The organism is Microvirga flocculans ATCC BAA-817 (assembly GCF_000518665.1).
In the GTDB taxonomy this organism is placed as follows: domain Bacteria; phylum Pseudomonadota; class Alphaproteobacteria; order Rhizobiales; family Beijerinckiaceae; genus Microvirga; species Microvirga flocculans.
On record NZ_JAEA01000003.1, the window covers coordinates 145,739 to 159,116 of the forward strand.

At 65.7% G+C, this 13,378-nt stretch carries 15 protein-coding genes; 9 read left to right on the forward strand and 6 right to left on the reverse strand.

The window, feature by feature from the left end:
• Position 1: 1 nt before the first annotated feature.
• Entirely contained in the window at positions 2-613 is a 612-nt protein-coding gene (locus tag L879_RS0105760) for a YqgE/AlgH family protein (protein ID WP_027315270.1), read from the reverse strand.
• Between the two features lie 105 nt (positions 614-718).
• On the opposite strand from L879_RS0105760, the gene L879_RS20600 reads away from it, so the two are divergent.
• Positions 719-1,552 (forward strand): protein-disulfide reductase DsbD domain-containing protein, encoded by an 834-nt coding sequence (locus L879_RS20600; protein WP_051435085.1) that lies wholly within the window; start codon positions 719-721, stop codon positions 1,550-1,552.
• A 40-nt stretch (positions 1,553-1,592) separates the two neighbouring features.
• Positions 1,593-2,075, forward strand: coding sequence for a peroxiredoxin (locus L879_RS0105770; protein ID WP_027315271.1), 483 nt, complete (start codon positions 1,593-1,595; stop codon positions 2,073-2,075).
• 25 nt (positions 2,076-2,100) lie between these two features.
• Here the strand turns inward: L879_RS0105770 and rnhA are convergent, their stop codons facing one another.
• Genes rnhA through ispH form a run of 3 tightly spaced genes read right to left on the reverse strand, consistent with a single transcriptional unit; the run spans position 2,101 to position 4,493 of the window.
• Positions 2,101-2,568, reverse strand: a complete 468-nt coding sequence (rnhA, locus tag L879_RS0105775; protein WP_027315272.1) for a ribonuclease HI — start codon at positions 2,566-2,568, stop codon at positions 2,101-2,103.
• Positions 2,565-3,530, reverse strand: coding sequence for a homoserine kinase (locus L879_RS0105780; RefSeq protein ID WP_027315273.1), 966 nt, complete (start codon positions 3,528-3,530; stop codon positions 2,565-2,567). Before L879_RS0105780 ends, rnhA begins: the two co-directional genes overlap by 4 nt.
• A 3-nt stretch (positions 3,531-3,533) precedes the next feature.
• Positions 3,534-4,493 (reverse strand): 4-hydroxy-3-methylbut-2-enyl diphosphate reductase, encoded by a 960-nt coding sequence (ispH, locus tag L879_RS0105785; RefSeq protein ID WP_027315274.1) that lies wholly within the window; start codon positions 4,491-4,493, stop codon positions 3,534-3,536.
• Between the two features lie 273 nt (positions 4,494-4,766).
• On the opposite strand from ispH, the gene L879_RS0105790 reads away from it, so the two are divergent.
• The 3 genes from L879_RS0105790 to L879_RS22620 are packed head-to-tail and all read left to right on the forward strand — an operon-like array spanning position 4,767 to position 8,785.
• Positions 4,767-6,617: a monovalent cation:proton antiporter-2 (CPA2) family protein gene (locus L879_RS0105790; RefSeq protein ID WP_027315275.1), complete on the forward strand. Its 1,851-nt coding sequence runs from the start codon at positions 4,767-4,769 to the stop codon at positions 6,615-6,617.
• Positions 6,617-7,999, forward strand: coding sequence for an MATE family efflux transporter (locus L879_RS20605; protein ID WP_035458792.1), 1,383 nt, complete (start codon positions 6,617-6,619; stop codon positions 7,997-7,999). The genes L879_RS0105790 and L879_RS20605 overlap by 1 nt, the downstream gene beginning before the upstream one ends.
• Before the next feature lie 33 nt (positions 8,000-8,032).
• Entirely contained in the window at positions 8,033-8,785 is a 753-nt protein-coding gene (locus L879_RS22620) for a DUF937 domain-containing protein (RefSeq protein WP_051435086.1), read from the forward strand.
• 89 nt (positions 8,786-8,874) lie between these two features.
• Here L879_RS22620 and L879_RS20615 read toward each other — a convergent pair whose 3' ends face one another.
• The gene (locus tag L879_RS20615; RefSeq protein ID WP_051435087.1) at positions 8,875-9,201 is read right to left on the reverse strand and encodes a DUF1127 domain-containing protein; all 327 of its coding nucleotides are present in this window, start codon (positions 9,199-9,201) and stop codon (positions 8,875-8,877) included.
• A 219-nt stretch (positions 9,202-9,420) separates the two neighbouring features.
• Between L879_RS20615 and L879_RS20620 the strand changes: the two genes are divergently transcribed.
• Positions 9,421-10,311, forward strand: a complete 891-nt coding sequence (locus L879_RS20620; protein WP_035458887.1) for a LysR substrate-binding domain-containing protein — start codon at positions 9,421-9,423, stop codon at positions 10,309-10,311.
• 6 nt (positions 10,312-10,317) lie between these two features.
• Here the strand turns inward: L879_RS20620 and L879_RS0105815 are convergent, their stop codons facing one another.
• Complete coding sequence (locus L879_RS0105815) at positions 10,318-11,244, reverse strand: DMT family transporter (protein ID WP_027315276.1); 927 nt, start codon at positions 11,242-11,244, stop codon at positions 10,318-10,320.
• 268 nt (positions 11,245-11,512) lie between these two features.
• Between L879_RS0105815 and L879_RS0105820 the strand changes: the two genes are divergently transcribed.
• The 3 genes from L879_RS0105820 (at position 11,513) to L879_RS0105830 (ending at position 13,333) form a co-directional block, all read left to right on the forward strand.
• A complete protein-coding gene (locus L879_RS0105820; RefSeq protein ID WP_027315277.1) occupies positions 11,513-12,127 on the forward strand; it encodes a hypothetical protein in 615 nt (204 codons plus the stop codon).
• A gap of 74 nt (positions 12,128-12,201) precedes the next feature.
• A complete protein-coding gene (locus L879_RS0105825; RefSeq protein ID WP_154664099.1) occupies positions 12,202-12,639 on the forward strand; it encodes a hypothetical protein in 438 nt (145 codons plus the stop codon).
• Positions 12,623-13,333 (forward strand): L,D-transpeptidase family protein, encoded by a 711-nt coding sequence (locus L879_RS0105830; RefSeq protein ID WP_027315279.1) that lies wholly within the window; start codon positions 12,623-12,625, stop codon positions 13,331-13,333. The genes L879_RS0105825 and L879_RS0105830 overlap by 17 nt, the downstream gene beginning before the upstream one ends.
• Positions 13,334-13,378: the final 45 nt, after the last annotated feature.

The following is a 13,378-nucleotide window of genomic DNA, read 5'->3' on the forward strand; positions in this document are numbered from 1 at the left end:
TTCAGGCGTGGCCGGCTTCCATCGACAGCATGGCCGGCTCGATGCCGATGCGGCGCAGGGCCATCTCGTAGCGCAGGTCGGCGGCGGTGTTGAAGATCAGCTCCGCATCGGCTGGGCAATTGAGCCAGCCGTTCGCCTGCATCTCGAGCTCCAACTGCCCCGCGCCCCAGCCCGCATAGCCGAGGGCGAGCACTGCGTTTTCGGGTCCATCGCCCGTGGCGATGGCGCGCAGGATGTCGACGGTCGCCGTGAGGCAGATGCCGTCATCGATGGGAAGCGTCGACTGGGCGATGTGATAGTCGGGCGTGTGAAGCACGAAGCCGCGCGTCGTCTCGACAGGGCCGCCGATCAGAACCTGCATGTTGCCGACCCTCTGCGGCAGCCGGATGCGCTCCGGCTCGGGGACGATCTCGAGCTGCACCAGGAGGTCCGGCATCTTCACATGCGCGGCGGGACGGTTGAGGACGATGCCCATCGCCCCCTCCGCCGAATGGGCGCAGACATAGATGACGGAGCGGGCGAACCGCTCGTCCATCATGCCGGGCATGGCCACGAGAACCTGCCCGTCGAGGTAGGGGGATTCGGTGCCGTATGGAGAAGGTTGAGAGCCCATATCCTCAATCTGCCTTGCCGGACCCGGCCACGCGATCACAGGATTGTGGATGGCCGATCCGGGAATAAACGCATAAAGGAAGCGCCTCAGGGAGGCGTCAGTTCCATGGCTTTCATGCTCCGCGCCGCTTCGGCCGCCCTTTTTCTGATTGTGTCCCTGGAAGCCGCCGTCGCGCAACCCCTTGCGTCTTCCGCCACGACCCAGGGCTTCCATTCCCGCACCCGCCTGATCTCGGGCGGCGCGCAGGGCGATCATTGGCTCGCCGGGATCGAGATCAGCCTCGACGAGGGATTCAAGACCTATTGGCGGACGCCGGGCGATTCCGGCCTGCCGCCCCGATTCGACTGGACGGGCTCGGAAAACGTGGAAAGCGCCGACATCAAATGGCCCGCTCCCGCGCGCCACGAGGATGCGGCGGGCATCACCTATGCCTATGGCAAGAAGGTCGTTCTTCCCGTGGTCGTGAAGGCGAAGGACGCCACCAGGCCCGTCAGGCTCGTGCTGTCGGCGGAATACGGGATCTGCAAGGACATCTGCATTCCGGCCCAGGCGAACCTCTCCCTCGACCTGAGCGGGGCCGGCGCCGACCGAGGCGCCATCGAGACGGCCCTGGCGAAGGTTCCGGTCCCGCAGCCTCTCGGCGCGCCGGCGGAATTGTCCGTCCTTTCGGTCGCCCCGGCCTCCTCCACCCCGGACAAGCCCGCCCTGTCCGTCACCGTCCGCGCCCCGTCCGGCACGGTTCCGGCTCTCTTCGCCGAGGGGCCTGAGAACTGGTATCTCTCGACCTCGAAGCCCGATGGGGACAACCGCGTCACCGTGACCATCGAGGACAAGCCCCGGGACGCCTCGGGCCCTGTTCCCCTGCGCCTGACCCTGGTGGCCGGGGACAAGGCCGTCGAGACGGAGATCGGTATCGACGGCAGCGGGCGGCCGCGCTAGGGAAGAGTCTCATTCAACGGCATAGCTTTGGAGGATCCGCATGCCCATCCAGGTTGGAGAACGCCTGCCCCAGGTCACTTTCCGCGTCATGACGCCCGACGGTCCCGTCGCGAAGACCACGGACGATCTCTTCAAGGGCCGCAAGGTGGTTCTCGTCGCCGTTCCCGGCGCTTTCACGCCCACCTGCCACCGCAACCACCTGCCCGGCTACGTGCAGAAGAAGGATGAGATCAAGGCCAAGGGCGTCGATGCGATCCTCGTGACCGCGGTCAACGACGTCTTCGTGCTGGATGCCTGGGGCAAGGCCTCGAGCGCCGACGGCATCGATTTCCTCTCCGACGGCAATGGCGATTTCGCCAAGGCCATCGGCCTGTCCATGGACGGCTCGGGCTTCGGCCTCGGCACGCGCTCGCAGCGCTATTCCATGGTGGTCGAGGACGGCGTGGTGAAGGCGCTCAACATCGAGGACGCTCCCTCCAAGGCGCAGCATTCCGGCGCCGAGAATATCCTGAAGGACCTCTGATCCTCCTGCTCCCGAAGCCGGAGGGTTAAACCTGCGCCCTCCGGCCCTGCTTCTTGAACGGCTGCATGGCCGCCACGGCGAGTTCGTCGACGCGGATATTGGTCGGGTCGTCCGCGTGCCCCTTGACCCAGTGCCAGGCGACATCGTGGCGGGAGGCCGCCTCGTCGAGGGCCCGCCACAGATCCTCGTTCTTCACCGGCTTGTTGTCGGCGGTGCGCCAGCCGCGCCGCTTCCAGTTGTGCATCCATTGCGTGATGCCCTGGCGCACATATTGGGAATCCGTGAACAGATCGACCGCGCAGGAGCGCTTGAGCGCGTTCAGGCCCTCGATGGCGGCGCGGATCTCCATGCGGTTGTTGGTGGTGTGCTCCTCCCCGCCGGAAATCTCCTTCTCGCTGCCCTTGAAGAACAGGATCGCGGCCCAGCCGCCCGGCCCGGGATTTCCCGAGCAGGCGCCGTCCGTGTAGATCATCACGCGCGCGGGATCGCTCATGCCTTGAGCCCGTATTCGCGCGCATGCTGCACATGGCGGTGGAAGTTGAGCTTGCGGTCGTATTCCAGCGGATCCTTCGGCTTCACCAGCGCGCCCGGCGGCACGTTGAGCCAGTCCACGAGGCGGGTCAGCATGAAGCGCATGGCCGACCCCCGGCAGAGAACCGGCAGGGCCTCGATCTCCTGCGGCTCGAGCCGGCGCACGGACTGGTAGCCCGCCAGCATCGCCCGGCCCTTGGTCAGGTTGAACGAAGCGTCGGCCTCGAAGCACCAGGCATTGAGGCAGATCGCGACGTCGTAGGCGAAAGCGTCGGTGCAGGCGAAGTAGAAGTCGATGAGGCCCGACACCTCGGGGCCGATGAAGAACACGTTGTCGGTGAAGAGATCGGCATGGATGATGCCGCCGGGCAGGCCGCGCGGCCAGTCGGCTTCCAGGCTCGCCAGCTCCCTCCGCGTGCGCTCGGCCAGCCCCGCGGAGACCGTGTCCGCCTGGGCCTCGGCCTGGGCGAAGAGCGGCCCCCAGGCCTCCAGCGACAAGGCGTTGGCCCTCCGCATGGAAAAGTCCCGCCCCGCCAGGTGCAGCTTCGCCAGGGCCGCGCCCAGCGCCCAGCAATGCTGGGCCGTAGGGCGGCGCACCGCGATGCCTTCCAGGAAGGTGATGATGACGGCGGGCCGCCCGGCGACCCTCCCCAGGGGCTCGCCGCGGCGGTTGTTGACCGGCAGCGGGCAGTTGAGCCCCTTCTGCGCCAGGTGCTGCATGAGCGCGAGAAAGAAAGGCAGGTCGTCCTCCCGCACCCGCTTCTCGTAGAGGGTGAGGATGTAGGACCCCTTGGTGGTATGGAGGAAATAGTTGGTGTTCTCCACGCCCTCGGCGATGCCCTTGTAGGAGAGCACCGTGCCGATGTCGTAGGTTGCGAGGAATGCCGACAGCTCCTCGTCGCTGACTTCCGTATAGACTGCCACCGCTTACTCCGCCGCCTGCTCACGAAGCTCGCGAGGTAAAGGAAAGAACACGCTCTCGTCCGCCGTGGACACGCTCTCCACCGAGACCTCGTAGCGCTCGGCGAAGGCGTCGATGATCTCTTCCACCAGGATCTCGGGCGCGGAGGCTCCGGCGGTGATGCCGAGGCTGCGGATGTTCCCGAACAGAGACCAGTCGATATCCTCGGCCCGCAGGATCAGCCTGACCAGGGAGCATCCCTCCCGCTCGGCGACCTCCCGCAGGCGCTGGGAATTGGAGGAATTGGGCGAGCCTACCACGATCATGGCATCGACCTGGGGCGCCACGCGCTTCACCGCCCCCTGGCGGTTGGTGGTGGCGTAGCAGATGTCTTCCTTGTGCGGGCCGACGATGGACGGGAAGCGCTTCTTGAGGGCCTCCACCATGTCCTTGGTGTCGTCGACGGAGAGCGTGGTCTGGGTGACGAAGGCCAGGTTTTCCGGATCGGCGGGCTGGAGACGGGCGATATCGTCGACGGTCTCGACCAGGGTCGCCGCCCCCTCGGGCAGCTGGCCCATGGTGCCGATCACCTCCGGATGGCCCGCATGGCCGATGAGGACGATGTGGCGGCCGCGCTTGTGATGAATCTGCGCCTCGCGGTGCACCTTGGTCACCAGCGGGCAGGTCGCGTCGATGGCGAAAAGGTTCCGGCTCTCGGCCGCTTCGGGAACAGATTTCGGAACCCCGTGGGCGGAGAAGATCACCGGCGCGCGGGTATCGGGGACCTCGTCGAGTTCCTTGACGAAGACCGCGCCCTTCCGCTTCAGGTTTTCCACGACATATTTGTTGTGCACGATCTCATGGCGCACATAGACCGGTGCGCCATGGAGCGCGAGCGCCTTCTCGACCGCGTCGATGGCACGGACGACCCCGGCGCAGAAGCCGCGCGGGGCGCAGAGCAGAATGTCGAGAGGGGGCTTCGTCATGATGTGCCGATGTGGCGAGACGAGGCCCCTCCTGTCAAGCGGGAGCGGCGCTTATTCGCGGCGCAGGTGAGCCCGAAAGGCGCGCTCTTCCCTCCCCGCAAGGGAAGCGGCGCCTGGGATCGAGCCCTCGACCCAAGGCCGGCACGGCGCGGGCATCCAGCCCAAACCTGTGCGGTGAGGCACGAGACGGGACAACGCCCTCAAGAAACGCTCGCTCTCATGCCCAAGAATCCCTAGAAAGGTGCAACAGACCTTCGTTTCCTTCCGATCCCCATGGCATCCACGGCTTCCCACGTCAGCTTTCTTCCCCCCGTCCTGACCTTCTGCGGAGCAGCGGTCGTGGCCGTGCCGATCTTCCGGCTGATCGGCCTGAGCGCGGTTTTGGGCTATCTCGCGGCGGGCGTGGCTATCGGTCCGTCGGGCCTGAGCCTGGTCGGCGACCCGCAGACCATCGCGACCGTGGCCGAGCTCGGGGTGGTGCTTCTGCTCTTCATTATCGGGCTCGAATTGAAGCTCTCCCATCTCTGGGAGATGAAGCGCGACATCTTCGGCCTGGGCTTCGCGCAGCTGACGGTGACAGCCATCTGCCTCGGGGCCGCGGCCTATTGCATCGGCTTCTCGCCCGAAGCCTCCTTCGTCACCGGCGTGGCCGTCGCCCTCTCCGCCACCGCCATCGCCCTGCAGATGCTGGGCGAGAGAAGCGACCTGCAAACCCCTTACGGACAGCGCTCCTTCGCCATCCTGCTCTTCCAGGACCTGTCCGTCGTTCCGCTGCTCGCCATCCTCCCGCTCCTCGCCTCGGGAGCCGCCGAGGAGCATGGCTCGCTCGCGGATCGCCTGCTCGCCGTGGGCGAGGCTCTTCTCGGCATCGCCGCCGTCGTGCTGATCGGCCGCTATGGGCTCAACCCCTTCTTCCGGATTCTCGCCCGCAGCGGCGCCCGCGAAGTGATGACCGCCTCGGCATTGCTCGTCGTTCTCGGCGCGGCCATGCTCATGCAGGAGGTCGGGCTCTCCATGGCCATGGGTGCGTTCCTGGCGGGTCTTCTGCTCGCGGAATCGAATTTCCGCCATCAGCTGGAGGCGGATATCGAGCCTTTCCGCGGCATGCTGCTCGGCCTGTTCTTCATGAGCGTGGGCATGTCGATCGATCTCGCCCTCGTGCGGGAGCAATGGCTGCTGCTGGCGCTGGCCGCGCCCATCGTCATTCTGGGCAAGACCTTCATCATCGCCATTCTCTCGATGCTGTTCGGCGCGAGCTGGCGCGACGGCCTTCGGTCGGGCACGCTTTTGTGCACGGCGGGCGAATTCGCGTTCGTGCTCATTCCCGTTGCGGCGGGGCTCGGCCTCATGGCGCAAGGCGAAGCGCAGCCGCTCACGGCCCTTGCCGCCATCACCATGCTGGTCGGACCGCTCCTTTCCACCCTCGTGGAGAAACTGCTCAGCCGCGACGGCGAACAGCAGGAGGAGCCGGATCTGGAGGGTCTCGCCGGCCAGGAGGGCACCCTTGAAAGCCGCGTTCTCGTGATCGGCTTCGGCCGTTTCGGGCAGATCGTGAACCAGGTTCTTCTTGCGCGGGGCATTCAGGCCACCGTGATCGACAACGATGTGGAGCGCATCCGCGATGCGGGGCGCTTCGGCCTTCAGGTCTATTACGGGGACGGCACCCGCCTCGACGTGCTGCGCGCGGCAGGAGCCGAGAAAGCCGAGATGATCTGCGTCTGCATCGACGACCAGGATGCCCTGACGAAGATCATCGAGATTATTCACGAGAATTTCCAGAATGCCCGCAGCTTCGTGCGGGCTTTCGACCGCATCCACGCGGTCGAGCTCATGAAGCTTGATGTGGACTACCAGATCCGCGAGGTCTTCGAATCCGCCATCGTCTTCGGGCGCGCGGCCCTGGAAGAGCTGGGAACGGATCCTGAAACGGCGGCCGCCGCCGCCAACGACGTGCGCAAGCGCGACATCGCCCGCCTCGTCCTGCAAAAGGAGATCGGCGCAATGGGCGGCGCGGAACTCGTGGTCGGCGCCAAGATTGCCCCCGAGCCGCTCACGGCACCGACGGGCAAGGCGAAGGCCTTGAGTCCCGAAACGCGCGATATCCTTGGCGAAGGGGTGATGTGATGGACGCCAGTCCTTCCGTAAACGAAGCAAGCCGAAAGGCCGAGACGCCGCGCTTCGTCGCCGGTTCCACCATGCGCCATGTCCTCGTCATGACGGGAACGGGAACGGGAGCGGCCGGTCTGATCGCGATCTTCATCGTCGATCTCATCTCGCTTCTCTACATTTCATGGCTGAACGACCCGAGCCTGACCGCAGGGGTCGGCCTCGCCACCGTCGTTATGTTCTTCACGGTCTCCATCAATGTGGGCCTGATGATCCCCATCGGAGCGCTGGTCTCGCGCGCCCTCGGCGCACGCCGCCCGGAGGATGCCCGGCGCATGGCGACCTCGGGCAGCATTCTCATGGCCATGGTCGCAGCTGCGGTGAGCATGGTCCTTCTGCCGGTTCTGCCGCTCATTCTGAACGCGATCGGCGCGGGCGCGCAGACCTACGAGGTGGCGCTGAATTTTCTCTGGATCGCCCTGCCCACCAATGTGCTGATGGCCTTCGGCATGGCGTTCTCCACGGTTCTGCGCGCCGCTGGCGATGCCAAGCGCAGCATGTACGCGACTCTCTCCGTCGCCGCCGTCACCATCGTCCTCGATCCGATCCTGATCTTCGGGTTCGGCCTCAAGGCCAACGGCGCGGCGATGTCCATCAACATCGCCCGCGTGGCCTATCTCTATGTCGGCTACAGGTATCTCACCCGCAGCCACGATCTTCTGGAAAAGCCGCGGCTCAAGGCAATCCTCTCCGATGCGCGACCGTTCTTCGCCATCGCGGTCCCCGCCATCCTGACCAATATCGCCGCACCTGTCGCCAATGCGTTCTTCACGAGCATCATGGCCCAGTTCGGCGACCAGGCGGTCGCGGCCTCCGCCATCATCGACCGGGTGACGCCCGTCGCCTTCGCAGGCGTCTTCGCCCTGGCTGGCGCCATCGGCCCCGTGCTGGGGCAGAACTGGGGCGCTCAGCGCTACGACCGCATGCGGCAGACCCTCAAGGACGCGCTGACCTTCACGATTCTCTATGTGGGCGGCGTGTGGCTGATGCTGGTCCTTGTACAGGTTCCCATCACCGAGGCTTTCAATGCGCCGCCGATGACGGCGGACATCGTGCAGTTCTTCTGCCGCGTCAGCGGCTTCATCTGGTTCTTCGTCAGCCTCGTCTTCGTGGCGAATGCCTCGTTCAATAACCTGGGCTATCCCCTGCTCTCCACCTTCTTCAATTGGGGGCGCGCCACGCTCGGAATGATACCCTTCGCCTATGTCGGCGCCCATATGGGCGGGCCGAACGGGGCCCTGATCGGCATCGGCGTGGGATCCGTGGCTTTCGGCATCGCCGCCGTGATCACGGCGTTCTGGACAATCCGGCGTTTGGAGAGGCAAGCTGTTCCCGGATAGGGCAACCGGCATTTCAGCGTTGAGGAGGCTGCCATGTTCAACTGGTTCGATCTGATGCGGCAGGCCCAGACCAGTGCAGCCCTGGACGCCCTGACGCGGCAGTTCCAGCTCTCCGGCGATCAGCCCCAGAAGACCATCGCGGCCTTCATCCCTGCCTTCGCCATGGGGCTCCAGCACGCCATGGCCTCGAGCGATCCCACGCGCCTCATGCAATCCATGATGAGCGGCGCCTATCAGAATTTCTGGCAGGCCGGGGCAAACCCTTTCACGCCCCAGGCGCAGCAGGAGGGGCGAAGGCTGCTCGACCAGATTTTCGGCTCCGACGAGATCAGCCGCCGCGTCGCGCACCAGGCCGCCGATTATGCCGGCATCAGCGCGGAGACGATGCAGCAATTGCTGCCGCTCCTCGCCGGCATCGTGGCAGGCGGCATGTCTCAGTGGATGATGGCCCAGGCCCAGGCCATGCAGGCCTTTGCCGCTCCGAAGGAGAACAAGCAGGCCCGGTCGGGGGCTGCCAATCCTTGGGCCGATCTTTGGTCCAGCTGGATGAAGGCTGCTACGCCTGCGAAGAAGCCTGCCTCTCCGCTCGAGGACGTGCTCACCGCCTTCCTCCAGATGCAGCCTGCGCAGCCTTCTCGACACTCCGAACCGGAAGCGCAGGACCAGGCTTCAGCCCCGTCTTTCGACGAGATGATGGAAAAGGGACGTGAGATGCAGATACAGTATCTCACGTCCCTTCAATCGATCTTCGCGGAGGCGTGGAAGATCGACGACAAGAAGGCTTAGGACCCGGCAGCGGACTTCCATCTGCGGATCCGGTTCCCGCTCCGGGATGAGCGCATCGCAAAGGCGCACCTACGTGCGCCTACGATGGGCTATGCGCAGCCTTTCAACGGCTTCACGACCGGAACGACAGGGCGTGTTTGACGAACCGGATGAGTGTTCCTCGCGTGCCTGGATTCCCGCTCCGCCCTTCGAACCAACACCCATGACGGATTGCGCACGAGAGGCTCCGACAGGGCGCTGTATACGTCACTGCGCGTGAGACCGATATCCTTCAGCATGCGGTCGTCGAACTCGGCGAGATGCTTGATCTCGCGGCGGTGCCGGAGGGCTTTCGCAAGATCGACGAGCGAGCGGAGGAGCCGCTCCAGAGCGGCCGCACCTGGGAAGGATGTCCTTGTCGATAGAGACCGGTCCATCGGTCGTCTCCTTGCTTTCGTCTCTCGAAGTCACACCCGGAAGCGTGGCGGGCCCTTCCAGGATGAATGAGAGCTCCTATCGGAAAACTCTCACTTAAGTGATTGATTTTACTGATGTCCGTTTTGCATTTGGAAAGGATCTACCAAATGTTTTTCATCACTTGAAACGATTGTTTGAGATGCGTATCATCAACATGATTGATGATGGATGTGAGAGCCATGCACCTGCTCGACATTGACCAGCTGAGGACCTTCGTCGCCATTGCCGATACCGGGTCCTTCACCCGCGCGGCGGAGATCGTGCACAAGACGCAGAGTGCGGTCTCCATGCAGATGAAACGCTTGGAGGACCGGGTCGGCAAGCCGATCTTCGAGCGCGACGGGCGCCTGTCCAAGCTCACGGACGAGGGCGAGCGGCTTTTGGATTACGCGCGCCGGATCGTGCGGCTAAACGCGGAATGCATGGCCTCCTTCAACGACAACGAGCTCACCGGCCGCGTGCGCTTAGGGTTGCCCGACGACTACGCCGACCGCTATCTGCCGGAGATCCTGGCGCGCTTCTCGCGTTCGAACCCGAAGGCCGAGGTGACGGTGATGTGCGAGCCGACGCCGAACCTCATCGAGCGGGTGCAGCACGGCGATCTCGACCTCGCCATCATCACCCATGTGGACCGGCGCGGCCCGTCCGAGATCGTGCGCATCGAGCAGCTGTTGTGGGTCACGTCCGCCCGCCACGGCGTGCATGAGGAAACGCCGATTCCGCTGGCCCTGGGCCGTCCGAGCTGCGACTGGCGCCACTCGGCGACGGAAGCGCTCGAAGGCGCCGACCGCCCTTTCCGCATCGCCTATGTGAGCTGGCATTCCACCGCCGTGGGCGCGGCGGTGCTCGCGGGCCTCGCGGTCTCGGTGCTGCCGGAGAGCGCCGTGCGTCCCGGCATGCGGATTCTCGGCCCCTCCGACGGCTTCCCCGCCCTGCCCTCCTGCAAGATCGGCCTCATCCGCGCCCGCGGCGAGGAGAACCCGCTGGCGGATGCGCTGGGCTTCCACATCAAGCAGTCGCTGGACAACCTGGGCTCCACCCGCACGGTGCAGCCCATCGCGGCCGAGTGAGGCCCGTCAGGCCGCCGAGCGCCGCAGCACGAGCACATTGCCCGCAAGAGCGAGCGCGACGCCGAGCACGGCGAGAGGCGTCCACACATAACCCTCGATCAGGGTCGAAACCGTGAGCGCCACGATGGGAAACAGCACCGTGGCATAGCCCGCCCGCGCGGCCCCGAGCCGCCGCAGCAGGGTGAGGTAGCACATGAAGGCCAGCACCGATGCGCCGACGGCGAGATAAAGCAGCGACCCGATATACCTGACCGTGGGCTCGATGATGAAGGCGTTGCCGCGCGCGAGGTTGAGCGCCAGCAGCACCGCGCAGCCATAGGTCATGCCCCAGGCGACCGCGGAGAGCAGCGGCACGCCCCGGCGCTGCACCACCGTCGAGACCATGTTGCCCGAGCAGAAGAACAGCGTGCCGATCACGCAGAGCCCGAGCCCCTTGAGAGCGGCCGTGTTGAAGCCCGCGCCCGCGATTTCCGGCCAGAACAGGAACAGGATTCCGACGACGCCGATCACGCCGCCGAGCGCCACCCGCGGCTCGACCCTCTGCCGGAAGATCAGGAAGCCCAGGCCCAGATTGAACACGGACGCAAGCGAAAACACCACGGAGAGCAGGCCCGAGGGCACGCTCAGGCCGCCGTAATAGAACGAGATGAAGTTGAACGAGAACAGGCAGCATCCCACCGCCATGAAGCGCAGGTGATCGGCGAGCCCGAAGCGCACCCGGTGGCCCGAGACGAGCACCCAGCCCCACATGAGCCCGGCGGCGAGCAGGAAGCGCCACAGCACTGACATCTCCGGCGCCACGACGCCGAGCTGCGCCCTGATCCCGATCCAGCTCACGCCCCACAGGAACACGGTGGCGGCGTAGAGGCCGAGAGTGGTCCCGCTCAGGCCTTTCAGGCTCGGTCCGGGCATGGCGGCGGTGGCTTGGCTCATGGCGTCTCTTCCCTCACAGGAGGGTTGGATACGGCGGGTGAGCCATGAACACAAATGATGAAAGCTGATCGATATCCTCTGAAACGGTGATGAAACGTTCCAAGGGTCTCCCCTGGAATACGCCCTGGAACGGCCTGGAATCCCTGGAATGCCCTGGAACGCCCCGTTCCAGGCATGGCGAGAAGCGGCCGATCCCCGAGCTTGACCGTACCTTTCCGGTCGCCCATATTGTTCACTCTTTGTTCTATTCGCCGGAGAGCCGATTGCCATGACGCCCTCTTCTTCCTTCCCTGCTCCGTCGGAGCCCGAGGCCCGGCCTTCCTCGCCCATCCGGGAGAAGCTTGCCCCGGAACGCATTGCCCTGATGCGCGACTGGGTGGAATGCACCACCCGCTCCCTCAAGCGCATCGGGGAGGAACTCGGGGTCTCGGCCTCCACCGTCTCCCGCTACGCGACGGAAGGCGGCTGGAAGCGCCCGGCGGGCGCGGCACCGCCGCCCCGGATCGCCCGGCGCAACCCCGAACCGCTGCGCCCGCGGAAGAACGCGCCTGCGCAGGCCGGCGAGCGGCGCGAGCACATCGTCGACAGGCTCTGGGCTCTCGCCGAGCGCCATGCCGAGGTCCTGGAGAGCCAGCCCATCGAGCGCGCCGAACGCTCCCTCCCGCCGCTCGCCCGCCTCACCCGCACCCTCGGCGAGATGGACAAGCACAGGCCCCTCGCAGCCCCGCCCGATGACGATTATCCCGACATCAAGAAACCCAAGGGCCGCACCCTCCACGAGCTGCGCGACGAGCTCGTCGCACATCTGGAGCGCATCGAGCGCGAGGAGCGGGACTACGAGGAACGCTGGATGGACACGTTCGAGGACGGCGGAGGAATTTGAGCCAGCCCCGTCCTTGGAGCCGTTTCCCCTTGCTGGAAAAGCTCCAGCTCTCAAACCGGAGCGAGGAGATTGTCGTGTTCCTGCTTTGCTCGACAAAGAAGCCCGACCTCATGCCGAACGATGCTTCCTCCCCCACTTCGAGCGACCCCGGCGGGCCCTTGCCCTCGCTCCTGCGGGACAAGCTCGCGCCCGAACGGATCGCGCAGATGCGCGAATGGGTGGAGGATTCCACCCGCTCCTTCAAGCGCATCGGCACCGCGCTCGGAATATCCCGCTATGCGGCGGAAGGCGGCTGGCGTCGCCACCGGAGCCTCGCAAACCGCGCGCCGGACGCCGCGCAAGCCGGAGCCGGTGCGGCCCGCAGGTCCGCGCAGCGGAGGCCCGGGCTTGCCAATCGGGCCGTGCAACGGCACTCTGACGCTTACCAAAACGTGCAGCAGGTAGGTGCCGGCGCATCGTTGCGTCCGTCACCTGGACAAGGGAAGCGGCCCAATCATGATCATGGACGATAAGAACGCCGAGGCCGGCGGGACGGACGAGGTCGCTTCGCTGAAGCGCCGGGCGGGACTTCTCAGCCGCCGGTCGTTTCTGGCCGGCTCGGCCGCCAGCGTCGGCGCGCTGGGGCTCGCCGGCTGCGCGACGTCCGACGGCATGAGCCTCGCAGAAGCGTCGAGGCTCTACGGGCCGGTCCCCGATGAGAAATTCCCGATCCCGGCGATCGATGTCAGCAAGGTCGATCCGAAATATTTTCGCCGGACCGTTCGCTACGACACCAAGGAGGAACCGGGCACGATCATCGTCGACCCCGGCAATTACTACGTCTACCGCATCGAGGAGGACGGAAACGCCACCCGCTACGGCGCCAATGTGGGCCGCGACGGGTTCCGGTGGAGCGGCGAGGCTTATGTCGGGCGCAAGGGCGAATGGGCGACCTGGACCCCGCCCAGGGAGATGATCAAGCGCCAGCCCGAGGCGGCCAAATGGGCCCGCGGCATGCCGGGCGGCCTCGAAAACCCGCTCGGCGCCCGCACGCTCTATCTCTACCAGAACGGCGCCTACACGCTCTACACGATCTATGCCAGCCTCGATGCCGAATCGATCGGCAACGGCATCACGAGCGGCTGCGTGGGCCTGCTCACCCAGGACATGTTGCACCTTTACGACCGCACGCCGGTCAAGACGAAGGTGGTCGTCCTGCCGGCCTAGCGCATCGTGCGGACGGTAACGTGCGCGCCCTCCTCACGCACGAGC